Genomic DNA, 26,221 nt, shown 5'->3' on the forward strand with positions numbered 1-26,221 from the left:
AATTTATTTTAGATGTTTTTTCAAATCCAAATCAGTCTTTTTCAACTCAGCTACCACTAATTTAGCGATTTCAGTAGCACCTAATAATGATAAATGTGTATCGTCATGCTTTTCGGTTTTGTAAAACGAACTTTCTCCTACTGCAAAATGCAAATGCAATTTTTTAGAACCTTCCACACCATAAGACTCTTCTAACAATTCCGTTAAATATTGTAAATCAATAAAAGGCACTTTATAATCTGTAGCCACTAATCGGGTTTCTAATGGATAAAGTCCGTGGGTATCTACCAAAGTACCTTGTTCGTTAAAATTACGTCTCACAATCGAAGACAGCAAAACAGGAGTTGCCCCTTTAGCTCTGGTTTCGGTCACAAATTTTATTAAATTTTGGCGATAAGCTGTACGTGGATTAGTATACACACTTGGTTTATTCTCTTTTTGGTCATTATGTCCAAATTGGATAAAAACATAATCTCCTTTTTTTAATGTTTTTAAAATAGAATCCCAGCGATTTTCGTTTATAAAACTCCGTGTACTGCGGCCATTTTGAGCTCTGTTATCCACCACAACATTAGTATCAAAAAACTGCTGTAAAACCTGTGCCCATCCGTGTTCCGGATTTTCTGTAGGATTGGTTTTATTAGCCATTGTCGAATCACCAATAGTGTAAACGGTTGTTTTTTGTGCAAAACAACTTGTCGCAATTAATAAAAAAAGAAATAATTTAATTTTCATAAACTTGTTTATTTAAAATTGGAATACCAATCCAGATTTTCTTTCGAATTTGAATCTTTCAAGATATTTTCTAAAGTATATTTTTTAGCTTCTGATTTTTTTAGCTGATGCGACCAGCTCACTCGGTTTTCCGGCTGAAATCCAGGTCCTGAACAATTGTATTCCGCATAAAAAGAAGCTTTTTCAGCATCTGCTTTTGACCAGTTATTCCAACCTTCTTTTCGAATATGACTTCCCATTTCACAATTCAGAAAAACTGTTTTGGCATGAATACGCCATGGTCGTCCCAGATAAACTTCAGTAGCTTTTTCATCAGCTGTGAGTTTACAATTCATAAAAACAAAACCATATTCAGAGCTTTCAGGTGTGGAAGCAGCAGTTAAATAAGCGTTGCTTTTAGCATGAATATCGCAATTATCAAATACTACAGTAGCACCACCAAAAATAAAATCTACTGTTCCTGCAATAAAACAATCTTTAAAATAGCTTTTAAAACCTTCGCCAGAAGTATATAAAGTATCCTGATTCCCTAAAATATTGCAATTAGAAACCACTACTCTGTCAGCAACAACAGATAGCGCAATCGCCTGCCCCACCTGACCTGCAGTATTCTCAATAGTCAAATTAGAAGCCACGAAATCATTTGCCTCCACTAATAAAGTTGGCGTCATAAACGTACTATTCCTGCCTAAATTGATTTTTCCAAAATAGTCATCATAGCTGATAATCGTTTTTTCCTTGCTTTCGCCAATTAGGGAAATTTTAGTATTCCATTCGGGAATACGAACTTTTTCGTGATAAGTCCCATTCTTAACTGTAATTAGTACTCTTTTATAGGGAAAAGAAGGCGAATTGTAAACAGCATCCTGAATGCTGGTATAATCTCCGCTGCCATCCAGAGCAACTATAATACTATAGTCATCCTTGGGTGCTTTTGTTACTTTTTTCGAAGGCGATTTTAATTCAGTCGAAAGTTTTTTTTTCCACTTATCGTATTTTTTCAATACTTCTTTGGGTTCATTGGTATACCAGGAATAACCGTTTCTTCGCTCCTCACCTATTTCGGTTAAAGAGTATTTTTTTATTCCGTCACGGTCACAAAAAAATGGTCTGTTATCATCTAGTTCCATAAAACGAGCCCAAATAGGAGGTGCATCCGCATCAACTACCATTTTTTTAGCTACTATTTTGCCGTTTTTTATGGTACGTTCTTCTTTCAATCCGGTGATTTTTACTTTTTCAAACCACACAAATGCAGCATCGACCGCTTTAATTACTTCCTGAGAAGGATTTTCGATATCCATTAATAAAAGCACAATTTTAGCCGATTCTTTTCCACTTAAAGATGGCAATTCATAAGCACGGGCTTTAGCCGGTAACAAGGTGTTTTCATCATGTTGGGCACACCAGGCAGTCAAAACTCCGTTTTGTTTGTATTGGCTTTTAAGAATACAATCAATTCCTTTATCGAAAGCTATTTTAGCTTTTGCAACAATTTCTTCAGATGGCTGAATGGAATAAAATCCCGTCTTATCCTTAATTTCTTTTAGAATTTCCAGAATTCGCACCATCGAATCATCATTATACGTAATATGCGTATAATATCCTTTTTTCAAAGGATAAAATTGCGGCCAGCCACCATTGTCATATTGCGCTTTAAGCAAATAATCCAATCCTGCCAAAAATGCTTTTTTATACCTTTCCTCAGGTTGTTGCTTGTAAATTTTCGAAAGAAAAAGCATTTCCTGACAAGTCGCACTATTATCAGTAGTACAACCTTCTGTTGAATTTTTAAGAGCTAGTAATTCGTTTCTCTGAGTTTGAGAAAGCGGTTTTTGAATTTGGATATTCTTTGGCCATCCGCCAATATTACGTTGATACAACAACACATTTTCGGCAACAGCTTTTGCTTCCGCAGATGCAAACCATTGGTCATTATCCATCTCAGTAATACTCTTCCATGATTGATCAAGAACTTGTGCCTGAACACTAATTCCAGATATAAAAGAAAGAAAAAGAACCATTGTAATTGTCCTGAAAAAACTCATATTCTGTTTATTTATTAAATCGGAACCAGTCAATTGCTACACTTCCTGCATCATTAATTTTACCTTCACGAAGCGCTGTAAATCCAACTTTAGCACCAATCCATTTTCCTTCACGGGATTTAAAATCTTCACCTATGGATTGAAACTTTTTTCCATCTAAACTATAGGAAAAACTACAAATTCCGCCCTCTTTCACTTGTACCTGAAGATAAAATGATTTGTTTCCTAATTTCACCGCTTTACTTTCTGTCTCCACTCCTTTTTTATCGGCATTTTTACAAGTTACCTGAGAGATAAACAACTCGCCATTTTGTTGTTTCACTTTTAAATGACTATAATCCAGACCCATAATTACCAGACTTACACTCTCTCCGTCAAAACGGGAATTGAAAGTCATTTTGGCGGTAGCCGTAAACTCATTAGCCGGGAATTTTTGAGCTAAAATATTAGGAACATCAAATAAGTTTATTGCTTTTTCAGGCATTGGACGACAAAACATATTATAAAATCCCATAGAGGTTGGCATTCCCCAATACACCTGTGCATTCGCATGCCATTGCCATTGCAACCCTAATTTAGGAGAATTAAACTCATCTGAATCCGGAGGTGTCATTATTGGGTAGGTTTTTCCAACATTAGGTTTTTTATAAGTCAAAACCGGTTCTCCTGTTCCGTCTTTGTCTTTATCCATTCCAATAACCGGCCAGTCGTTAATCCATTTCATTGGTTGCAAATGGACAATTCTTCCATAAGCACCTTTATCCTGAAAGTGAAAAAACCAGTCTTCACCAGTTTGTGTCTGTACCCAGGCTCCCTGATGAGGCCCATTAATTGGTGTTTTTCCCTGCTCTAAAACTTTTCGTTTTTCATAAGGACCAAAAACGTTTTTAGAACGCAAAACAGTTTGCCAGCCAGTAGGAACGCCTCCTGCCGGTGCAAATATGTAATAATACCCATTACGCTTATAGAACTTTGGTCCTTCTACAGTTGCTTCATCAAGATGACCGTCAAGAACCATTACAGCATCATCATTAGCCACAGTTCCTTCGGGATTCATAGAACAAACAGCCAATAAACTTTTGGCTCCGGCACGGCTTCCCGCAAAAGCAAATCCTAAATAAGCCTTGCCATCATCATCCCATAAAGGAGCCGGATCAATAAGTCCTACTCCGGATTTTACTAATACGGGTTCTGACCAAAGTCCTTTTGGATCTTTGGTTTTAACCATATAAATTCCGTAATCCGGATCAGGATAATAAATATAAAACTCTTCGTTGTGAAAGCGAATGCAAGGTGCCCAGACTCCGTTGCCGTGTTGAGGCTTATCAAAAACATCAAAAGGAGGCTGTTTTTGAAGCGCATAATTTACTAATTCCCAATTGACCATATCCTTAGAATGCAAAATAGGCAATCCCGGAATACAGTTAAAAGAAGAAGCAGTCATATAATAATCATCACCTACTCTGATAGCATCCGGATCAGAATAATCAGCATGTATAATTGGGTTTTTATAAGTTCCGTCGCCGTTATCAGCAACCCAGACTTTAGAATATTCGGTTGTTTTTTGCGCTACGATTAATTGGCTGGAAAGCACAACTAATCCTATTGCTACAGCATTATTTATAAACTTCATAGATAAAAAATTAAAAATTAGTAATGTTTTTTCTTCACCATATAAGTCATATAAATTTAAAAGGAAGTTTTTTTTTAAAACTTATAACTTAAAGTTCATATAAGCAGATATTGGCTAGAAATACACTATAAAATCAAAAGAATATTAAAAAAAACATTAAGAAATCAAGAAACTATAAGTCTAAATTTTCTTAATTTCTTAATGGTAAAATTTAATTTTTATGGTTTAAAATTTATCTATTCAATTCGATAGCGGCTAAGATAAACGGTCCCGTTGCTTTAGGATCATTGTCTTTCTTTTTCTCATTTACATAATATTCATAAGAACCATCTCTATATGGATTTCCTCCTAAACCTGCTACCTGGCAACATTGAGTTAATGTAATTCCGCCATCGGCATCCGTTTTGATTAATTTAGTTGTTAATCCGTCAAAAGCATGATTTGCTACTTTCTTAAATTTAGCAGGCAAATATCCTTTGTTTACTCCTTTGGCTAAAGCATAAGCAAACATTGAAGAACCGGAAGCTTCCAGATAGTTTCCTTCTTTTCCGCCCATATCAGTAACCTGGTACCATAATCCGGTTTTAGGATCCTGTACTTTTTCTAAAGCAACCGCTAATTCATTTAAATAACCTACTAATTCTTTTTGTTTTGGGTGATCTTTAGGGAAATTATCTAAAACATCTACTAATGCCATTGCATACCAGCCTAACGCACGAGACCAGAAATTAGGTGATTTACCTGTTACTTTATCAGCCCATGGCATTTTTCTGCTTTCATCCCAGGCATGATATAACAATCCTGTTTTAGGATCTTTGTCGTTTTTTTCCAGTAATTCAAATTGTTTTGCAACATCATCTAATTTTTTTCCGTTTTCAAAAGTGACTGTGTATTGTGTATAGAAAGGTTGTCCCATATACAATCCGTCTAACCACATTTGGTTAGGATAAATTTGTTTGTGCCAGAATCCTCCGCTTGCCGTTCTAGGCTGGTCATCTAATTGCTTTCTGATGGTTTGCATCGCAATTAAATATTTTTTTTCTTTTGTTCTGTCATAAATATCAAATAAGATATTAGCAGCTACTACCATATCGATATTGTATTTATCCATATCATAAGTAGCAATTTTACCATTTTCGTCAATTAAAGCATCCGCATAACCTTTGGCATATTCATAATACCTTTCATCGCCTGTTTTTTTATAAAGTTCCTGAATGGAACTGGCTACTAAACCGTGAACATAATCCCATTTAGCGGTAGTTCGGTCATCAATTTGATAAGCTTTTGGATGACGCTTCATTAAAGTTAAAGCCATTTTTTCTGACCACTTCAAATTTGGAGAACTCAACTCTTTTGGAGCTGAAGCAGTATTCGACTGTGATTTACAGCCTGTAAAGCCTAATGCTCCTATCAAAATAAACGTAAATAAAAATTGATTTGCTTTCATTAATTTCATGATTTTATATTTTTAATTAATTGTTTTTATTATTTATCTAATTCAATTGCTGCCAATAAAAAAGCACCCAAACCGTGTGAATTGTCAACCTTAATTTTTTCACTCATATAATATTCGAATGAACCATCCCTGTAAGGGTTCCCTCCTAAACCTGCACTACCACACACTTGTGTAATATGTATTTCACCATTGCTGTCTACTTTTATTAGTTTACTGGTCAAACCATCAAAACCTTTAAGAGCAACTTTATTCATCGCTTTAGGCAAATAGCCTTTATTCACCCCTTTTGCAATAGCATAAACCAGCATTGATGAACCGGAAGCTTCTAAATAATTTCCTTCACGGTTAGGTAAATTCGGTACCTGATACCATAATCCGGATGCATCCTGATATTTACTAACGCCATTAGCTAATTCATTCAAATAAGCCACTAATTCTTTTTGTTTTGGATGCTCTTTTGGAAAATAATCCAGCACATCAACCAAAGCCATTCCGTACCAGCCCAAGGCTCTTAACCAAATATGCGGAGCGGTCCCTGTTTCTTTATTAGCCCAAGGCATCATTTTACTTTCATCCCAGGCATGAAAAAACAATCCTGTTGATTTATCATAAGCATGATGGCGAAGCAACTCAAATTGATGAGCTACATCATCTAATTTTTCACCATTTTCAAATGCTGTGGTATATCTTGCATAAAATGGTTGTCCCATATACAAACCGTCTAACCACATTTGGTTAGGATAAATTGATTTATGCCAAAATCCTCCAGAAGTGGTTCTGGGATAATCCACAAATTGATTTCGCAAGGTTTGCAAAGCCTTTAAATATTTCTCTTCCTTTGTTTTATCATAAAGACCAAAAAGAATTTTTCCGGCATTTATAAAATCAATATTATAATCTTTTGGATTAAAATTCTGAAAAGATCCTGTGCTGTCAATTAATTTATCTGCATAATCTTTTATGTAAGCGAAATATTTAGGATCTTTAGTTTGGGCATACAATTTTTCGTAAGCTGTTAAAATCATTCCTATTTTATAATCCCATTTTGGCTTTGCATGATCATCAATTTGCCAGGCATTCACATGACGTTTCATGATTGACAACGCCATTCTTTCTGACCATTTTAGTTTATCAGAAATTAATTGCTCCTTTTTTTCTACTGTAGAAAGCTTTGTTTTTTCTATTGGTTTACAACATAAAAACAAAAAACAAATGGTAAAAATTCCCAAACCAGAATACACAAACAAAGAAAGTTTTTTCATAATTCCGTATTTTATTGTGAGCAATTCATCTTTCTAATATTAAATTCATTAACAAAATTTCTTTGTTCCTGAATTACTTAGGACTTTCTACTTTTTTTCCATTAATATAGGTATTCACAAACTGAATATTTTTTACATTTTCTATCGAATAGGCTTCATTAACTTTCTCTATAGTTACATTTTTTAAAGTTACATTTTCAATAGGTAATTCTGCATATCCTTTTGCCAGAACACCATATTTTCCACCATTTTTAACTTTAACATTTTCTAACACAACGTTTTTCACCTGTGGTATAAAGTTACCGGTTTGATTTCCATATACATTATAGAACATGTTAATTCTTAAAACGGCTTCTTTAACCTGACCCACTTCAATATTTCTTACGAAAACATTTTCTACAATACCGCCTCTTCTGGAATTGGATTTGATACGGATGGCTCTGTCCAGATTCGGACTGTCCATTTCGCAATTTTCTACAAAAACATTTCTGATTCCGCCAGTCATTTCGCTTCCCATAACCACACCGCCGTGTCCGTCAAGCATTTTACAATTTTTTACAATTATATTTTCGCTTTTCATTGCTACCCGTCTTCCGTCACCATCTTTTCCGGCTTTTATAGCAATACAATCATCCCCGGTATTGAAGGTACAATTTTTAATAATTACATTTTTAGAATATTCGGGATCACAACCATCATTGTTGGGTCCATGACTTTCCACAGTAACACCATCTACAGTTACATTCACCGATTTCATAGGGTGTATCACCCAAAAAGGAGCATTTATAATTTTTATATCTTTGATTAAAGCATCTGTACATTCAAAGAACTCTACAAAACTGGGTCTTAAATACGATCCTTCACCGTAAATTCTTTCTTCAACAGGAACATTTTGCTCTCCCGATTCAATTAAGCGAACACGATTTTGAGGATCATTCTGATTTCCTTTACCTTCTGACCAACCGTATCCTTTAGAACCACACCAGTACCACCAGTTTTCATTATCAGCCTGACCATTTAGAATTCCTTTACCGGTAACGGCTATGTTTTTTTTATTATAAGCATACACTAATGGCGAATGATTCATACATTCTGTTCCTTCGAAAGTGGTTTTCACTAAAGGATAATCGGAAGATTTTGTACTGAATAAAATTTCAGCGCCATCTTCTAAATGTAAATTCACATTATTATCTAAATGAATCGGTCCTGTTAAAAATTTTCCGGCAGGAACTACAACCTTACCTCCGCCATTTTTAGTACAAGTTTCAATTGCTTTTTTGAAAGCTTCAGAATTATTGTAGGTTCCTCCGCTCTTTGCACCATAATCAACAATATTATAGGTCTTGTTTACAAAAACAGGAACAACTACTTCTTTTTCTATTTGTTCTTTTACTTTCCATGGATTTGCTAAAATATCTGACTTTTTCTGAGCGGAACAATTAACGAATAAGGCAGATACTAAAGCTGCAGAAAAACAGAAAAGAGAATTATAAATTTTATTTTTCATTGATAAAAATTAAAGAAGATTAAAATTTGAATAAAAACAATCACTAAGTCTCTTTTTAGCAAAAAGAGCAACTATTTTATGTAATCGATTACACAAAGCTATAGCAATTTTTCATATTAAACTATAAAATTCCATAAAAAAAAACAGATTTACCTAATAAAAGAAGATTTATTTTTATTTAATAAAAAAACAATCCCATTATTAATAAAATAATCCAAAAAAACAGCATTTGTATTGAAAAAATCAATTAATTTTCAAAACCTTATCAATATACATACCAAACCGAAAAATATTATTTAAAAAAATACTATTTTTACCGAGACAGACTAATTATAATGAGTGGAAAAACAACAATTTATGACATTGCTAAAGAGCTGAACATAACAGCAGCAACTGTATCGAGAGCATTAAACAACAATCCCAAGATAAGTCAAAGCACTCGGAAATTAGTCCTTGAAACGGCTAATAAAATGAATTACAAGCAAAACAGATTAGCATTAGCGTTAAGAAGCGGAAAGAGCAATAATGTAGGCGTTATTGTGCCGCGTATCAACACTAATTTTTTTGCTTCGGTCATCAGAGGTATTGAAGAAGCCTTACATCCTGAAGGCTATCAGGTTATTATATGCCAGAGTCATGAGGATAAAAACAGAGAAATTGAAAACATTAATACCTTATTAAATGCTCAGGTTGACGGTATCCTGATGTCTATATCTAATCTTCCCAATGAAAACGATCATTATCTGGAACGTGTCATTCAAAAAAACATTCCTCTGATCTTTTTTGACAGAAAAAAAGAAATGGAGAATGTAAGTTCAGTTACCATTGACGATTATCAGGCATCTTATGAAATTACACAACACCTTATTGAACAAGGTTGTGATAAAATAGCCTATTTCTCCGGAGACCGTACTTTAGAAATATACGAAGATCGCTACAGAGGTTATCAACAAGCATTATTAGACAATAATCTTCAGATAAATGAAGATTATATTATTCCTATCAAAAGTAATGTTGTCGAAGGAAGAGATGCTGTCGAAAAATTATTAGCGTTAGAAAATCCTCCAAATGCTATTTTCTCCACCAGTGATTTTGCGGCTTTAGGTGCTATCCAGAAACTAAAAGAACGCAATATAAAAATCCCCGAAGATTTTTGTGTATTTGGTTTTGGTAATGAGCCTTTTACTAAATTTATGGAGTTAACTATTTCTACCGTTGATCAGGCGCCATTAGAAATGGGTAAAATAACAGCTCAGGTATTTTTAGATAAAATAAACAGTGTGGGTAATAAGAAAACCGGAAAAACAGTTGTTTTAATGCCTAAACTACACATCAGACAATCTTCGACCAGAATACCTCTGATTTAAACCAAGATAGATTTGATTTACAGAATCAAAAAAAATTACCGCAGATTCACAGATTATAAATTTTAAAAATCTGTGAATCTGCGGTGTTTTTTTTTCAAAAGCTCAAGAATATTCTATTTGAACCAATAAAAAAAGGGAAGCATTTAAAAAACACCTCCCTTTTTAACTAAAAACAAAATCTAAAAACAATCTTTATAGCGATACTCCACGTTTCCATGGAATAAAGTCATTTTGGTTTAAAATCGCAGCCTTAGTTTTTACTTCACCACTAGCTACTTTTATAATATATTCTAACATTTCGTCAGCTGTTTCTTCAATTGATTTATCACCTGTGATAATTCCACCGGTATTAAAATCGATAATATCAGACATTTTTTGAGCTAATTGTGTGTTAGACGATACTTTTACAACCGGAGCAATAGGATTTCCTGTAGGAGTTCCTAAACCTGTTGTAAACAATACCATATTTGCTCCTGAACCTACCATTGCAGTAGTACATTCCACGTCATTTCCTGGAGTACATAACAATGTAAATCCTGGCTCATTGATATACTCTCCATAATCATAAACCCCTACAATTGGTGAAGTTCCACCTTTTTTAGAAGCACCAGCTGATTTCATAGCATCGGTAATCAAACCGTCTTTGATGTTACCAGGAGAAGGATTCATATCAAATCCTGAACCCGCATCTACAACTGTTTTTTCGTACCATTTCATTAGGTCTAAGAAACGTTGTCCGTCTTTATCATCGATACAACGGTTTACCAATTCTTGCTCTACACCACATAATTCAGGGAATTCAGAAAGAATGGTAGTTCCTCCTAACGCCACTAATTTATCTGATAAAACTCCTAATGTAGGGTTTGCAGAAATACCTGAAAATCCATCAGAACCACCACACTCTAAACCAATTCTTAATTTAGATAATGGAGCTGGTTTTCTTTCAATTTTATTAGCCTCTTTAATTGCAGCAAAAGAATCTTTTACTACAGTACTTAACATTTCTTCAATTGTACCAATTTGTTGTTGGTCATAAATCAAAACGGGTTTGCTGTAGTTAGGATTAATTTCCTTCATTGCGTCCTGGAAAATAGAGATTTGCAAGTTTTGGCAACCTAAACTCAAAACAGTAGCTCCGGCAACGTTAGGATTATTTACATAACCAGCCAAAAGTTTAGCCAAAGAGTGTGAATCCTGACGAATTCCTCCACAACCACCTTGGTGCTGAATAAACTTTACTTCGATATTTTGGAATAAATCTACTTCTGTTGATTTTTGTACCACTTCATCACCACCTTTTTCAGAATTAACCAAAGAACGAAGCAACAATTGGTAATCGTTCTCTTTTGGTTTCATTAATTCTTTTTCGAAAATACCTTTTAAGATTTCGATATTTCTGTTTTCACAGAATACTAATGGGAAAAACAACCAAACATTTTCAGTTCCCACTTGTCCATCTTCTCTATGATATCCCATGAAAGTTTTATCCTTCCATTTGTCAACATTAGGAACATCCCAGCCAATAGTTTCAGTTTTACCGGTAACTTTAGCACTTTCGTGTTTTACATTTGCAGTAGTAATAACATCACCTTTTGCAATCTTTTGGTTTGCTTTCCCTACGATTACACCATACATATAAATTTTGTCTCCAGATTCAAAATCTTTCATCGCAATTTTATGCTTCATTTTAGTATCCGATAATACTAAAACGTCTTCTCCTTCAAATGCGATTGTTTCTCCAGCAGTCAGATTTACTAACGCTACAGCCACATTATCAGTAGGATCTACTTTTATTAATTTCTTTTGCATTTTAATTACTTGGTTTTTTGTTTTTTTTCTTTTAGATTTTTTGAGAAAAATTGATGAACCCTTGCTCTACACCATTCGCATCAATTTCATTTAAAGCAAGCACTAAAGCTTGTGAAAGTCCGTCAATTTTAGTTAAATCTTCACCCCAGAATTCATTGTTAGCTAATACTGAACTTACAACTGCATCCACACTACCTAATTCCCAAGCTTTTTGGAATGCTTCCACTAATTCCGGAGTATCTTTTACCGGTAAAGCTTCGTTATTCCAGGTTCCTTTATAGAATTGGATTAAACAAGCTAATGAAAAAGTTAAACTAGCAGGAAGTTTTGCTTTCGCATTATAATATCCTAATAAACTTGGTAAAACTCTTACTTTGAATTTTGAGATAGAATTTAAAGCAATATCAGCTAATGCATGCTTGATAAACGGATTTTTAAAACGGTCCATTACCTCTTCAGCATAGGCAGTGATTTCGTTTTTATCCATAGGAAGCGTTTCACTAATTTCACTGATAACGTTATCTACAAACGGTCCGGTAAAACCTCCATTAACGGTTTCCATAACTAATTTGTTACCATATAATAATGAAACAGGAACCATTGCTGTATGAGCACCGTTTAGAATACGAACTTTTATCATTTTAAAAGGACGGATATCATCAACAATTTTCACATTCAAATCCGTTTTATGGAATGGTAACTTTGCTTTCAAATCTTCACCACCTTCGATAGCCCAAAGGAAGAAAGGTTCAGCAGCAACAATTAAATTATCCTGATAATCTAATTTACTGTTGTAGTCTTCAATTTCGGCTCTTGGATATCCAGGAACAATTCTGTCAACCAAAGTACTGTGGTACGTACAAGCATCAGAAACCCAAGTTACAAATGCTTCTTCCAACTTCCATAATTCACAATATTGTAAAATGCATTTTTTCAAAGCTTCTGAATTGTAATCAATTAATTCACAAGGAATAATCGTCACTGCTTTAGCAGCATCTCCATTGAAATGTTTGAATCTTTCGTATAATAAAACAGTTAACTTTGCAGGAAATGAAGTTGGTGGCTGCATATCCGGAGTATCCGTTGCAACGTATTCAATTCCGGCCTCAGTAGTATTTGAAACAATAAACTGAAGTTCTTCTTCTTTGGCTAAAGCCAAATAATCAGCAAAATCAGTATAAGGATTGATTCCTTTTACAACATTAGTAATTAACTGAATGTCTTGTATTTTTTCACCTTTTTTGATTCCGTTCATAAACAAAGTATAAAGACCGTCCTGGTCATTAATCATGTTTACCATACCAGCTGCCAATGGTTGAACCATTGCAATACCAGCATTGAAATCCACTTCATTATTTAATCTTTGAAAAGCGTAATCAACAAAAGCTCTTAAAAAATTACCTTCACCAAATTGTACTACTTTTATTGGATTCAATTGCTCTAATCCTCTGTTTTTTCTGTTTAATTTTTCCATTTTATGATACTACTAAATTCTTTTAATGCAGTCTTCTTTTAATAGTTCAATCGATTGAACAACTTAGGAATTCTGCTAATTTACATTAAAACATATTTAGGGAAAAATATTTTTAAAATATAATTCCCTAAAGTGAATGTTATTATTTATTTCTAAGGTCTTTAATAATTGCTATCGTCTCTTTTACTTTTTGAGCTAATCCTGCATAATCTTTATTTTTCAAAACTTCAGCCGAAATTAACTGAGATCCAATTCCAACGCAAGTTGCACCAGCATCAAACCAAGATTTCAAATTATCCCTTTCAGTTGAAACACCACCTGTAGGCATGATATTAGTCCAGGGACAAGGCCCTTTAACACCTTTGATAAATTGCGGACCGTAGATTTCTCCAGGGAACAATTTTACAATTTCGCAACCTAATTCTTCAGCTCTGGCAATTTCTGACAATGTACCACAACCTGGAGACCATAATACTTTTCTACGATTACAAGCAATAGCAATATCTTCTCTAAATACCGGAGTTACAATAAAATTAGCTCCTAATTGCATATACAATGAAGCAGCTGCAGCATCAGTTACTGAACCTACTCCCATGATCATTCCAGGTAATTCCTTAATAGCGTATTTTGTCAATTCAGCAAAAACTTCGTGAGCGAAATCTCCTCTGGCAGTAAACTCCATCAAACGGGCACCACCATCATAACAAGCTTTCAAAACATTTTTACTTAATTCCAAATCATTACTAAAAAACAAAGGAATCATCCCTGTTTCTTTCATTGCTGTTGCAACTTCTATTCTTGTAAATTGAGCCATTTTATCTTTTTTTATCTTGAAACCTTACCTGTGAAATCCCCATCCAGTAATTTTTCAATTTCATTTTTAGTAATTAAATTATAATCTCCGTAAATCGTGTGTTTTAAACAACAGGCAGCAACAGCAAAGTTTAAAGCTCTTTGTTTATCCAAAGGTTCTTCGTTCAATCCGTAAATTAAACCACCCATAAAGGCATCACCACTACCTACTCTATCCACAACAGGAGTTACTTCCTGAACAGCAGCTTTAAACACTTCTTTTCCATCATAAAGGATTCCTCCAATACGCTGGTGAGAAGCACTTACAGAATAACGCAAAGTCGTGGACATGTATTTCAACTCCGGACAAAGTTTGAAAATGGTATCATACAAAGCTGGTAAAGTGGCTTCTTTTTGATAATCAGGATCTACTTTATCAAGACCTAACATAAAATTAGCGGTATCAATATCACCTAATATAATGTTACTGTACTTTAACATTTCCGGCATTACGTCCTTAGGTTGTTTGCCATAATTCCACAATTTCGAACGGTAGTTCAAATCAGTAGAAATAGTCAAACCTAACTCGTGAGCCACTTTTATAGCTTCAAAACAAGCTTCGGCAGCCGTTTCAGAAAGTGCAGGAGTAATCCCGCTCCAGTGAAACCAGGTTGCATCTTTCAGGATTTCTTTCCAGTCAAATTCTCCTTTTTTCAAAGTAGACATGGAGCTGTTAGCTCTGTCATAAATTACATTACTGGCACGGGTACTGGTTCCTGTTTCAAGGAAATAAATCCCTAAACGATCACCGCCTTTCATTACATTTTGACAATCTACATCCAGTTTGCGCATTTCATGAATAGCACAATTTCCTAATTCGTTATTAGGTACTTTAGTAACAAATTCTGCTTTCATCCCGTAATTTACAAGCGAAACAGCAACATTAAATTCTCCTCCTCCATAGGTTGCTTTATACGAATCGGCCTGAGCAAATCTCAAATGCCTTTCTGTAGATAAACGCAGTAGAATTTCTCCAAAAGTGACTACTTTTTTCATATGTAGTTAATATTATTTTTAAAGGAATATGTTATCGCCATTCTTCATTTTGACAAATTGAATTATGGCGATTTCAACTGAAAAATTTTTATAAATTATATTTTACTTATTTTACCGGAAATTTAAAATATTCCTTTGCGTTACCGTAGCTAATGTCTGAAACCATTTTTCCAATCCATTCCATTTCAGAAGCCGGTAATTCACCTCTTTTTATTTCGTCTCCTAAAAGATTACAAAGAATACGTCTAAAATATTCGTGTCTTGGGAAAGACAAGAAACTTCTGGAATCCGTCAACATACCTACAAAACAGCTAATCAAACTCATGTTAGACAATGCGTTTAATTGTTTTGTCATTCCGTCTTTTTGATCTAAAAACCACCATCCTGAACCAAATTGTACTTTTCCTCTAACACTTCCGTCGTTAAAGTTACCAATCATAGTGGCCATAACTTCGTTGTCAGCCGGATTCAGGTTATAAATAATAGTTTTTGTCAATTTATCTTTCGAATCCAAAGCATTTAAGAAAGCCGATAATTTTTGAGCCTGTGGATAATCTCCAATAGAATCCCAACCTGTATCAGGTCCTAAAATACGGTGCATACGTGCATTGTTGTTTCTCAAAGCTCCTAAGTGAAATTGTTGAACCCATCCAAATTCATGGTACGTTTCACACAAGAATACTAAGATAGCACTTTGGAATTTCAATGCTTCTTCATTGCTGATAGCCTGATTTTCTCTTTTCTTTTTGAAAATAGCATTTACTTCGCTTTCGGTATAGTTTTCGAAATAAATTTGATCTAATCCGTGGTCACAAAGTTGGCAACCATTAGCATTAAAATATTCAATTCTATTTCTCAATGCCGCACATAAGTCAGCATAAGTATTGATAGCAACAGAAGCTTTTTGACCTAAAATATCCAGATAATCATTGTAACCATCGTTGGCAATTAAAATCGCTTTGTCAGGTCTGAAGGCCGTACTTACTGTAGTTTTAAAATCACTTTTAGCTAATTGCTCGTGAAAATCTAAACTATCAATTGGATCTTCGGTAGTACAAACTAATTCAGCATTTACTTTACGCAACAAGTTTCTGGTGCTGTATTCAGCAGAATTTACTTTAGCCGAAGTTTCATCGTAAATTCTTTCCGCTGATTTTTCGTTTAATAAATCTGTAATATCAAAATAACGAGCTAATTCTAAATGCGTCCAGTGGTACAAAGGATTACGCATCGTATAAGGAACTGTTTTTGCCCAGTTCAAAAATTTATCTTTATCAGAACCATTTCCTGTAACAAATTGTTCATTGATCCCTAAAGTACGCATCGCACGCCATTTATAGTGATCTCCTTTAATCCAAACATCAGTAATGTTGTTAAAGATTTTATCTTCGGCAATAAACTGAGGATTCAGGTGATTGTGGTAATCAATAATCGGTTGGTTTTTAGAATAATTATGGTATAATTCTTCTGCGAATTTATTTTCTAATAAAAAGTTATCGTTTATAAAAGTGCTCATTATAGTTTACTTAAAATATTAATCTTCGTTTGATGGTTTTCCAATAGTAGCCAGAATTCCGCCATCAACATATAAAATATGACCGTTTACAAAATCACTCGCCTTAGACGATAAAAAGATAGCCGCTCCGGCTAAATCTCCCGGATCACCCCATTTAGCTGCCGGTGTTCTGCTGATGATAAAATCGTTAAATGGATGTCCGTCTACTCTGATTGGTTTGGTTTGCTCTGTAGCAAAATATCCGGGACCTATTCCGTTAATCTGAACATTATATTTAGCCCATTCGGTCGCCATGTTTTTAGTCAGCATTTTCAAACCACCTTTTGCAGCAGCATAAGCCGAAACTGTATTACGACCTAATTCGCTCATCATCGAGCAAATATTGATGATTTTACCAGCTCTTCTTTCGATCATTCCTTTAGCAACATGCTTAGAAACAATAAACGGACTTACTAAATCAATATCAATTACTTCTCTGAAATCAGCAACTTCCATATCAATTAACGGAATTCTTTTAATAATTCCGGCATTGTTAATTAAGATATCGATGGGTCCCACTTCGCTTTCAATTTTTGCAACAGCTGCTTTAACTTCCTGCTCTTCGGTTACATTAAATTTATAACCTACCGCATTAATTCCTTCGCTTTTAAGTGCCGCTACAGCGTCATCAATTTTTTGCTGAGATGAATTTCCGTTAACAACAATTGTTGCTCCTGCTTCACCTAAACCTTTAGCCATTGCCATTCCCAGTCCGTGTGTACTTCCTGTAATAAGGGCAACTTTGCCTTTTATATCAAATAAATTTATCATGTTTTTATCTTAAATCCGTAATTTTACAAACATCCATATCTCCGTAATCCAGATTTTCACCGGCCATACCCCAAATAAAAGTATAATTTGAAGTTCCTGAGCCTGAATGGATAGACCACGGTGGAGAAATTACTGCCTGATGATTGTTCATCCAGATATGTCTTGTTTCCTGTGGTTGTCCCATAAAATGACAAACAGCCTGATTTTCAGGAATATCTAAATAGAAATAAACTTCCATACGACGATCGTGAACGTGAGCCGGCATAGTATTCCACACACTTCCCGGACGCAATTCAGTCATTCCCATTTGCAATTGACAAGTGGTAACCACACTTCCAATAATCATTTGATTCACTGTACGGTGATTAGCCGTTTCCATAGAACCTAATTCTAATTTATTAGCTTCCGCTAAACTTACTTTTACCGTTGGGTAAGTAGTATGAGCCGGAGCTGAATTGATATAAAATTTAGCCGGGTTTTTAGGATCAGCACTTTTAAAAATCACTTCTTTATTTCCGCTTCCAACATATAAGGCATCTTTAAAACCTAATTCATAAGAAGTTCCTTCAACAACAACAGAACCATCTCCTCCTACATTGATAATTCCTATTTCTCTTCTTTCCAGAAAATAACTCGATTTTAGAGGATCAATAGTTTCTAAAACTAAATCTTTAACAGGCACAGCTGAACCTGCAATATAACGGTCATAATGAGAATACGTTAACACGATCTCATTTTCCTGCATTAAATTGTCAATTAAGAATTCTTCTCTTAATTGTTGGGTATCATATTTCTTAACGGCATCAGGACTTGATGCATATCTTGAACTGTATTTTGTCATAATAATATTCGTTTTAATGTAATCGATTACAAAGGTATTAATTTAATTTATTTTTTATATGTTTTTATTAAAAACAACTTTTTTATAAAAGTTAAAAAAAATGAAAAAGCCCTCTTGCGTACACAAGAGAGCTCATTTTTTTACAAATCAGTTATTGGTGCATATTTAGGCACTAATGATTTCATAACTGTCCAGCCTATCAGATAACACACCGCACAAATGGAGAAGATGATAAAGTAACCCGCTTCAATTCCGTGGAAACCCATAAAATCCATTTCGCTGTTCTTACTATAATCAAATAAAACTCCTGAACCTTTATTAATAACTGTAGAACCAATTCCTCCGGCTAAACCACCAATACCTGTTATGGTAGCAATCGCTTTTTTAGGAAACATATCTCCTACAGTTGTAAAAATATTTGCTGACCATGCCTGATGTGCCGCACCTGCAATACCAATAATTATTACCGGTAACCAGTAACTAATATGACCTAATGGTTGCGCCACCAAAGCCAATAATGGGAAAAATGCAAAAATCAACATCGCTTTCATCCTTCCTTCGTATGGATTCATTCCTTTTTTATCTACAAAATAAGTTGGTAACCAACCACCAATAATAGACAATAAAGTTATCATATACAATACAAATAATGGAAATGCTGCTTCAGTAGAATCCATTCCGTATACTGAACTTAAGTAAGCCGGTGTCCAGAATAAGAAAAACCACCAAACTCCGTCAGTCATGAATTTCCCAAAAGCAAAAGCCCATGTTTGTTTGTATTTAAAACAATCTTTAAAAGTAACTCTTGTGGCTGTTTCCGGAACATATCCAGCTAATTTACTATCTGCAATAACGTCCTGTTGAATATATTCTAATTCTGCCGGACTCACTTTGGAATGATTTTCCGGTTTATCATACATAAAAACCCAGAATCCCATCCAGATAAAACCTAAAGCTCCAATGATAATAAAAGACATTTCCCATCCGTATGCTTCTGCAATAAAAGGAATTGTTATAGGTGCTGCCAATGCTCCAACAGTAGCACCTGCATTAAAAATACTGGTAGAAAATGCTCTGTCCTTTTTAGGAAAATATTCGGCAGTTGTTTTAATTGCTGCAGGAAAGTTTCCGGCTTCCCCTAAGGCAAGAACAAAACGGGCAAAAATAAACAGAGTAACACTCACATTAATTACTAAACCTGTATCGTTAATGGTTTCAATAATATCTTTAGCACCTTCGAATCCAACAAACCAATTTCCGGTAATAATTCCGGAAGTTGCAATTCCGGCAAAAGCATGTAAACAAGCACCTATTGACCAAATACCAATCGCCCAAAGAAATCCTTTTTTAGTATCCATCCAGTCCACAAACTTCCCGGCAAACAATAAAGACACTGCATAAAAAATAGAAAATAAGGCTGTAATATTTCCGTAATCATTATTTGTCCAGTGAAATTCAGGAGCTATAAAATCACTCCATGTTAGAGAAAGAACCTGCCTGTCTAAATAATTTATAGTTGTTGCGAAAAACAGTAAAGAACATATTGTCCAGCGATAGTTTCCAACAGCTTTGTTTGTTTGGTTCATAATTAAAATGTTTATAATAAAGTTAAAATTAAATATTCCTGTTAAATTAATAAATTGACCGCCAGTATTTTAAAGAAAAAAAGCACTTGAAAATGCTAAAACAAAACACAAGTTGTTGATAATCAATTGATTAAATGAATAATTAGCTAAAATAAATGTAATCGATTACACAAATATAATCCTTAATAAGAAAACAACAAATATTTTATACTAAATTTCAAAAAACTAACAAATTTAAATACTTTTTATAAAAAAAAGATTCTTAATTTAAATATTTGCTAATATATGTATTAAATAATAAAATCAGCCTCTGAAAAAGAGCAAAATTATATCAAACTTTGATTTTTATTGAATTTTTGGTAAAAATGAAATTGTACCAAGAAAAATTTAAAGGCAACTTACCGATTCTTTTAAATAATCAAAATGTTACTTAATTAAGCGGCTTGGAGAGTAACCAAATTGCTTTTTAAAACAACGGCTAAAATATAACGGATCATTAAAACCTACCTGATCTGCAACTTCAGAAACATTATGGGTTTTTAATTTTAATAACTGAGCCGCTTTTTTCAAGCGTACGGTTCTTATAAACTCATTAGGAGATAAATCCGTTAAGTGTTTAATTTTTCGATACAACTTAGACGAACTCATTCCTAATTCAGAACACAGAAAGTTAGTGGTAAGTTCTGTATCACTAATATTTTTTTCGATTAAATCAGTAATATTCGAAATTAAATCAATATCCAGCTGAGAGTGAGTCAATGTAGAAACATCAGTTTCGACTTCGCCAGAGAATTTTTGTTTTAATTCGCTACGGGTTTTTATAATATTGTCTATTCTGGTTTTTAACAAAGAAGGATCAAAAGGTTTCACCATGTACCCATCAACTCCTAAACTGTAACCTTTCATTTTATTTTCATTTTCAGATAAGGCTGTTAACATAATGAGTGCCGTATGGCTAATATTTTCATCACTTTTTAAGGCTTCCACAAACTGAAATCCTCCCATAACGGGCATCATAGCATCAACTACGCAAAGTGCGGGTTTGATTTTTCTGCAAAGGTTTAATCCTTCATAACCATTTTCAGCCTGATGTACCTTATAAAACTCTGACAAATAATCGGATATAAAGAAGCGAAGCTCCGCATTGTCTTCAATAATTAAAATATTCTGTTTGAGCTCTGTACTTTGAGGGGCTTTTTTAGTTTTATCAATTGCGGTATATGCTATTTCTGGCTCTTTGTATTCGATATCAAAAACTTCCGATTTTTTATAGCTGCTTTTAGTTATAGGTAATTCCAGCGTAAAAACACTTCCTTTGGCAGGAGCACTTTTAAGCTTCAATTTACCTCGGTGTACTTCAATTAAAGAAATTACCAGTGACAAGCCTATTCCGGAACCTGTATTGTTTTTTTTGCTTGTTTTAACCTGATAAAATCTGGAGAATATTTTTTCCTGACTTTCTACAGGAATCCCTACTCCGTCATCGCTTACCTCAACAATTAATTTGGTTACTCCGTCTTCTTCTTTGGTACCAATATACAAATCGACATTGCCATAATTACTTGTAAATTTTAAAGCATTAGAAAGTAAATTATATAAAATTTTATGGTATTTATCAATATCTATCCAGCCCTGAATACTTTCATTTTCATAGTTAAAATGAAAGTTAATATCTTTTTCCTGAGCTAATTGCGTAAAGGAATCAAATACGGTTTGGGTATTGGCAACAATTTCAGTTTTAGACACTTTTAGTTTTAATTCTCCGGATTGTGCTTTTCTGAAATCTAAAATCTGATTTACTAATAACAGCAACCTGCTGGCATTTTGATAAATAAGATAAAGCTTGGTTTTATCATAATCAGAGCCCTCATTTTGTTCTAATAATTGTTTGGCAGGCCCTAAAATTAAGGTTAAAGGTGTTCTTAATTCATGCGAAATATTGGTAAAAAACTCTAACTTTTCGTTAGACAAGCGTTCGTCACTATCGCGTTTTACTCTTTCTAATAAAAGAGCTTGTCGGAGTTTAATACGGGATTTTATTTCTTTTCTAATATAATAGGAAGACACCGAAAGAATCATAATCACTAAAAGAAAAATCTTAGTATTAGTCCAAAAAGGAGATAAAATAGTGATATTATAAGCCGTTGTTTTACTCCAGATTCCGTCACTGTTTTGTGCCCGGATTTTAAAAATATATTCTCCCGGATTTAAGTTGGTATACTGAATCGTTCTTGCATCGCTGTTAGTAGTAATCCATTCTTTATCAAAACCTTCTAACATATACTCAAATTTATTGAGTCTTTCGTTAGTATAAGAAGGAGCTGAAAACTGAACTGAAAAATTTCGGTTGTTGTAATTAAGCTCAATCTTTTTATCGGTATTAATATCTTTAGTAAACGGAATTTGTCCGTTGATTTCTACTCCGGCAAATACTTCTTCATTTTGAACCTTAAACTCCGTAATTATCGGTGGAGGTGAAATTTTATTTTCTTTAATGTTATCTGTAGAAAAATAAATGATTCCGTTTTTGCCCCCTAAATAAATAGTCGAATTGTTTAAACTGTAAAACCCTTTAGAACTAAAAACATCTAACCGGTTACCACTATCTATATTATAAATATTTATTTTTTTGGATTTTCTTTTATACCTGGCTACACTATTATTATTGATATTCAACCATAAATAGCCGTCATTATCCATTTCTAAATCGGTAACCCATTTACCATAAAGCTCTTTTGGTTCTAAAATGGGAACAAAATTATCTTTTTTAGCATCATAAATTCCTATTCCTTTTACTGTTGCAACCCAGATATCTCCATTGGTATCAATGAGAAGATCACTCACATGATTAGCAGGCAAACCTGTTTTTTCATTGTCTCCTTTCCAATACACCTTAACCGCCTTCGTTTTTAAGTTATACTTTACAACACCTGTTTCTGTTGCAAACCATAAATTGCCAAAACGGTCTTTCTTTATTTTATTAATTTGAAAATCGGGTAATAAAACGCCTTTTGGAACTTTAACTTCGAATGTTTTAGGATTTACAATCACCGCTCCTTCGCCAAAAGAACCTACCACCAACGAATTTTCATCGGAAACTAAAAAAGAAATCACAGGGGAGTTTCTCACACCCACATCGACTAATCTGGAACTATTGGTCAAATAATTATACACCAATACCTTACCATTCCATAAACCACAATAAAATATCTTACCGTCATTAGAATAAATACTGGCAATATCGTTTTTGTCATTATACAACGGTACAAATGCCTTATCCTTAGAAATAAATAATCCGTTGTATCTTGAAGCCGCAATCACATTACCATTATAGGTTTTAGCAAAACCTCTTATATTGGGTTTTTGATTGTCATTATACAATGAAATATCCTTATTAATCTTAAATTGATTTCCATAAGGATTGTATTTATCCAGACCGTCTTCGGTACCTACCCACAACACACCTGATTTATCAAAATAAAGCGAATTCACGATATTACCTACTAAAGAATTCTCATCAGTAAGTTTAGAAAAATAACGCTGAAATTCTCCCGTCGCCACATCCTCTAATTGGTTACAGACCAAAAGTCCTCCTAAGGTTCCTAACCAATATTTCCCATCAGGAGCCTGAGCAATCGAAATAAAATAAGGTCCTAATTTATTTCTTAAAACAGCATCTTCAATGTATAAATTCTCAAAGATATTTTTGGATTTATTCAACTTATAAAGCCCTTCTCTGGTACCCACAAAAATATCCGACTTTACATCTTCATATATAAAATTGATATAAGGATTTTTTTGATTCGAATTAGGAATTGACAACGTATAAGTAGTTGTTTTTATAATCTCCCCTTTTGGCCCTAAGATAATTTTTGCTACCGATCCTGTTCCAAAACTCCCAACCCAGATATTCCCTTTCTTATCTTCAAAAATTTCTTTGATATAATCAAATCCTTTAATAGTAACTCTGGAAAAACGCTGCGTATTAGGATAATAAATGGCGAGTCCCTGACTCATAGTACCCACCCAGACTTTTTTAAATTTATCTACCAGTACCGAACGGATTTCATCTTCAGGCAGGCTGTTGAAATTGTTTTTTTCATTAAAAAAAGTAGTAAAAACATTGGTATCCATCTGATAAAGAGTAAGCCCTTTTCTGGTTCCAATCCATAAATTATTAGCGTCTTTATCCAGTTCTAATGCGGTAATATCATCATTGTATATTTTGTTTTTACCAAATTCCGAACTCATGTAGGTTTTGAACTGATACCCATCAAAACGGTTTAGTCCAAAAAAAGTACCCAGCCACATAAACCCATGCTCGTCCTGAACAATATGCCTTACCGAATTATACGAAAGTCCATTGTTCTCATTATAATGTTCAAATTTTATGTTCTGTCCCAAAACAGACAGGCAAGTAAACAGAATGAAAACTATAAATAATTTAAGTTTCATAGAAAAGTCTGGTTTTGGACCAATTTTAATTGTGGATGGTATTTCTTCTCAAATTTATAATAAATTTATCTGATGGCGCAGCATTTAAAAAACTTTTAAAAATAGAACAGAACTCAAAAAAAGCAGTTTCATTTGGCGAAGGATTAGCTATTTTGTTATAATTCTCAATAAATGAATCAATTATGATTCCATATTGACGAATTCTTTGTTCGCCTATATCTTTTACTGCTAATTCATCAGCACAATGCAGTCGATGATAATCAAAAATCATATCAAAACCGGTCCATTTTTCCTGTTTGTATTTTTCTTTTTTCGTAGGAGAAACTTTGGCGAAAGCCCATAAATCAGCTGCAGTTGCTTTTAGCATAAAATTTTTAAAAGCTGCAGGCCAGTCTTTATCCAGAAACCGGGAACGAACTAATTCTTTAAGATGCCAATTAGCAAATTCATGATAATTTTTAGACTTCAGAATTCCTTTATCCCAAATTTCAGAATCTTTACTGCTTTCTAAATACGCATATTCCTGCTCATACAACGGAAACAATGTCTTAAAACCGGGAACAGAATCAATCACTACGGTCTCAATTTGCATCTTATTTTTACTTTGAATCGTCAGGATTTTATAGCCCGGAATATAGGCTGCCAATGACGGAATCTGAATATTGAATATGCCTTTTCCGTTTTTATATTTTCTCACTCCCGTGTCATTAATGTGCATGTGTCCGGCAAAATGAAGTTGTATTCCCGCTTCCGCAAAAAGTTCACTCACTTCCTCAGTGGGCACCCGATACAATTGCATTTTGTCTTCTCCAAACAATTTTTTCATCATCGGTGTAGCATCATCATTAAAATCCACCATCGGATAATGACTAAAAGCAATTACTGTTTTTCCTCTTTTTTTAGCTTCCTGAACTACTTTGCCTGCCCAGTTAATCAAATGCTTTTTGTACGTCAACACCTGATTGTAACCCACACCCGGACTGTTGTAATTAGCAGGATTTTTGGGATTCGTTTTTGCTTCTTCCTTTGGCATATATACATTGCCGTCAATGGCTAAAAACCAAACATCGTTTTCTAATTCGACTACATAACTCAAATCAGGAATGGATGTGTTATAAGGCGGAATTGCATAATTTCTCTTCTCGATTGTAGATTGTTCCAATGCTTTTTCGAATGTATAATTATCAGGATTGTAGGAAGTAAAAGGGGTTTCCCAATACAAATCGGTTTTCTTTGGAAAAAAGCCAAAATCACCAAGTTCTTCTAAAACTTCGGCATAACCCATTGTCCCAATATCTTTTGTAATTACTACAGGAAGTTCATCAGCATTTTTTGGAACATACATTCCTGCTTTGCTCATAATCACTTGTAATTTTCCCCCTTCACCTAAAAAATCCTTTTTTCCGGCATCAGTCAAAAAAGGTTTTGCTACATCATGATTTCCGGTGGTAATTATAAAATGGATTCCATATTTATTCGAATATTCATTCAGAATCTTTTTTAATCCCCGAATGTTTATCGGTTGTCCATCATCACTAAAATCTCCGGGAAGAACGACCGTTTTTATATTTCGTTTCGCCACATCATCCAGAGCGGCAATGAAAGCAAAATAGTTTTCATTAAACAATCGGGTGGATTGCAATTGGGATTTCATCGTGCGTAACAAGGTATATTTTCCATCCTGAGGATTTTGAATTCCTTTATAATCAGAATCCGAAAATGTCCCATAAATATCCAGCAAATGAACATCGGATAAGAATGCAATTGGAGCCTTTTTAGTTTTAGAATCCTTAACCGAAGTACAGGAAACAAAAGCCAAAACAATAATTAAACATCCAATTAATTTATTACAATATTGCATTCTAGAACTATTT

The 26,221-nt window shown here is 34.0% G+C and carries 17 protein-coding genes; 1 reads left to right on the top strand and 16 read right to left on the bottom strand.

Going from position 1 to position 26,221, the window contains the following annotated elements; genetic code table 11:
- Positions 1–3 precede the first annotated feature (3 nt).
- The 6 genes from BUB89_RS01395 to BUB89_RS01420 all read right to left on the bottom strand — a co-directional run bounded on the left by BUB89_RS01395 (position 4) and on the right by BUB89_RS01420 (position 8,641).
- Positions 4–735, bottom strand: a complete 732-nt coding sequence (locus BUB89_RS01395) for a rhamnogalacturonan acetylesterase (protein WP_073241131.1) — start codon at positions 733–735, stop codon at positions 4–6.
- 8 nt (positions 736–743) lie between these two features.
- Positions 744–2,783, bottom strand: coding sequence for a pectate lyase (gene pelA / locus BUB89_RS01400; RefSeq protein WP_073241820.1), 2,040 nt, complete (start codon positions 2,781–2,783; stop codon positions 744–746).
- A 7-nt stretch (positions 2,784–2,790) separates the two neighbouring features.
- On the bottom strand, positions 2,791–4,416 hold the full coding sequence (locus tag BUB89_RS01405; RefSeq protein WP_083552404.1) for a glycoside hydrolase family 43 protein: 1,626 nt from the start codon (positions 4,414–4,416) through the stop codon (positions 2,791–2,793).
- A gap of 232 nt (positions 4,417–4,648) precedes the next feature.
- Positions 4,649–5,872: a glycoside hydrolase family 88/105 protein gene (locus tag BUB89_RS01410; RefSeq protein ID WP_234982497.1), complete on the bottom strand. Its 1,224-nt coding sequence runs from the start codon at positions 5,870–5,872 to the stop codon at positions 4,649–4,651.
- Positions 5,873–5,901: 29 nt separating this feature from the next.
- Positions 5,902–7,134 (bottom strand): glycoside hydrolase family 88/105 protein, encoded by a 1,233-nt coding sequence (locus BUB89_RS01415; RefSeq protein WP_073241134.1) that lies wholly within the window; start codon positions 7,132–7,134, stop codon positions 5,902–5,904.
- A 73-nt stretch (positions 7,135–7,207) separates the two neighbouring features.
- Positions 7,208–8,641, bottom strand: a complete 1,434-nt coding sequence (locus BUB89_RS01420; RefSeq protein ID WP_073241136.1) for a glycoside hydrolase family 28 protein — start codon at positions 8,639–8,641, stop codon at positions 7,208–7,210.
- Between the two features lie 335 nt (positions 8,642–8,976).
- Here BUB89_RS01420 and BUB89_RS01425 point away from each other — a divergent pair, with 335 nt between their 5' ends.
- Positions 8,977–10,008 (top strand): LacI family DNA-binding transcriptional regulator, encoded by a 1,032-nt coding sequence (locus BUB89_RS01425; RefSeq protein ID WP_073241138.1) that lies wholly within the window; start codon positions 8,977–8,979, stop codon positions 10,006–10,008.
- A 192-nt stretch (positions 10,009–10,200) separates the two neighbouring features.
- On the opposite strand, the gene BUB89_RS01430 is transcribed toward BUB89_RS01425, so the two are convergent.
- The 10 genes from BUB89_RS01430 to BUB89_RS01475 form a co-directional block, all read right to left on the bottom strand.
- Complete coding sequence (locus tag BUB89_RS01430; RefSeq protein WP_073241140.1) at positions 10,201–11,817, bottom strand: UxaA family hydrolase; 1,617 nt, start codon at positions 11,815–11,817, stop codon at positions 10,201–10,203.
- A 31-nt stretch (positions 11,818–11,848) separates the two neighbouring features.
- Complete coding sequence (locus tag BUB89_RS01435) at positions 11,849–13,291, bottom strand: tagaturonate reductase (protein ID WP_073241142.1); 1,443 nt, start codon at positions 13,289–13,291, stop codon at positions 11,849–11,851.
- Positions 13,292–13,433: 142 nt separating this feature from the next.
- Positions 13,434–14,105: a bifunctional 4-hydroxy-2-oxoglutarate aldolase/2-dehydro-3-deoxy-phosphogluconate aldolase gene (locus tag BUB89_RS01440; RefSeq protein WP_073241144.1), complete on the bottom strand. Its 672-nt coding sequence runs from the start codon at positions 14,103–14,105 to the stop codon at positions 13,434–13,436.
- A gap of 11 nt (positions 14,106–14,116) precedes the next feature.
- A complete protein-coding gene (locus BUB89_RS01445; RefSeq protein ID WP_073241146.1) occupies positions 14,117–15,139 on the bottom strand; it encodes a sugar kinase in 1,023 nt (340 codons plus the stop codon).
- Positions 15,140–15,245: 106 nt separating this feature from the next.
- Complete coding sequence (gene uxaC / locus BUB89_RS01450) at positions 15,246–16,655, bottom strand: glucuronate isomerase (protein ID WP_073241148.1); 1,410 nt, start codon at positions 16,653–16,655, stop codon at positions 15,246–15,248.
- Positions 16,656–16,673: 18 nt separating this feature from the next.
- Positions 16,674–17,465, bottom strand: a complete 792-nt coding sequence (locus BUB89_RS01455; protein WP_073241150.1) for a gluconate 5-dehydrogenase — start codon at positions 17,463–17,465, stop codon at positions 16,674–16,676.
- Between the two features lie 4 nt (positions 17,466–17,469).
- The gene (gene kduI / locus BUB89_RS01460) at positions 17,470–18,306 is read right to left on the bottom strand and encodes a 5-dehydro-4-deoxy-D-glucuronate isomerase (protein ID WP_083552406.1); all 837 of its coding nucleotides are present in this window, start codon (positions 18,304–18,306) and stop codon (positions 17,470–17,472) included.
- A gap of 140 nt (positions 18,307–18,446) precedes the next feature.
- Positions 18,447–19,892, bottom strand: coding sequence for an MFS transporter (locus BUB89_RS01465; RefSeq protein WP_073241153.1), 1,446 nt, complete (start codon positions 19,890–19,892; stop codon positions 18,447–18,449).
- A gap of 426 nt (positions 19,893–20,318) precedes the next feature.
- Complete coding sequence (locus BUB89_RS01470) at positions 20,319–24,347, bottom strand: hybrid sensor histidine kinase/response regulator transcription factor (protein ID WP_073241154.1); 4,029 nt, start codon at positions 24,345–24,347, stop codon at positions 20,319–20,321.
- Between the two features lie 25 nt (positions 24,348–24,372).
- Complete coding sequence (locus BUB89_RS01475; RefSeq protein ID WP_073241156.1) at positions 24,373–26,208, bottom strand: metallophosphoesterase family protein; 1,836 nt, start codon at positions 26,206–26,208, stop codon at positions 24,373–24,375.
- Positions 26,209–26,221: the final 13 nt, after the last annotated feature.

The sequence above is a fragment of the Flavobacterium flevense genome, from assembly GCF_900142775.1.
Classification (GTDB): domain Bacteria; phylum Bacteroidota; class Bacteroidia; order Flavobacteriales; family Flavobacteriaceae; genus Flavobacterium; species Flavobacterium flevense.

Coding starts and splice junctions, on each gene's coding strand:
- BUB89_RS01445 (WP_073241146.1), bottom strand. CDS start 15,139: ATGAAAAAAGTAGTCACTTTTGGAGAAATTCTACTGCGTTTATCTACA.
- BUB89_RS01465 (WP_073241153.1), bottom strand. CDS start 19,892: ATGAACCAAACAAACAAAGCTGTTGGAAACTATCGCTGGACAATATGT.
- kduI (WP_083552406.1), bottom strand. CDS start 18,306: ATGACAAAATACAGTTCAAGATATGCATCAAGTCCTGATGCCGTTAAG.
- BUB89_RS01455 (WP_073241150.1), bottom strand. CDS start 17,465: ATGATAAATTTATTTGATATAAAAGGCAAAGTTGCCCTTATTACAGGA.
- BUB89_RS01435 (WP_073241142.1), bottom strand. CDS start 13,291: ATGGAAAAATTAAACAGAAAAAACAGAGGATTAGAGCAATTGAATCCA.
- BUB89_RS01415 (WP_073241134.1), bottom strand. CDS start 7,134: ATGAAAAAACTTTCTTTGTTTGTGTATTCTGGTTTGGGAATTTTTACC.
- BUB89_RS01470 (WP_073241154.1), bottom strand. CDS start 24,347: ATGAAACTTAAATTATTTATAGTTTTCATTCTGTTTACTTGCCTGTCT.
- BUB89_RS01395 (WP_073241131.1), bottom strand. CDS start 735: ATGAAAATTAAATTATTTCTTTTTTTATTAATTGCGACAAGTTGTTTT.
- pelA (WP_073241820.1), bottom strand. CDS start 2,783: ATGAGTTTTTTCAGGACAATTACAATGGTTCTTTTTCTTTCTTTTATA.
- BUB89_RS01410 (WP_234982497.1), bottom strand. CDS start 5,872: ATGAAATTAATGAAAGCAAATCAATTTTTATTTACGTTTATTTTGATA.
- BUB89_RS01420 (WP_073241136.1), bottom strand. CDS start 8,641: ATGAAAAATAAAATTTATAATTCTCTTTTCTGTTTTTCTGCAGCTTTA.
- uxaC (WP_073241148.1), bottom strand. CDS start 16,655: ATGAGCACTTTTATAAACGATAACTTTTTATTAGAAAATAAATTCGCA.
- BUB89_RS01425 (WP_073241138.1), top strand. CDS start 8,977: ATGAGTGGAAAAACAACAATTTATGACATTGCTAAAGAGCTGAACATA.
- BUB89_RS01405 (WP_083552404.1), bottom strand. CDS start 4,416: ATGAAGTTTATAAATAATGCTGTAGCAATAGGATTAGTTGTGCTTTCC.
- BUB89_RS01430 (WP_073241140.1), bottom strand. CDS start 11,817: ATGCAAAAGAAATTAATAAAAGTAGATCCTACTGATAATGTGGCTGTA.
- BUB89_RS01440 (WP_073241144.1), bottom strand. CDS start 14,105: ATGGCTCAATTTACAAGAATAGAAGTTGCAACAGCAATGAAAGAAACA.
- BUB89_RS01475 (WP_073241156.1), bottom strand. CDS start 26,208: ATGCAATATTGTAATAAATTAATTGGATGTTTAATTATTGTTTTGGCT.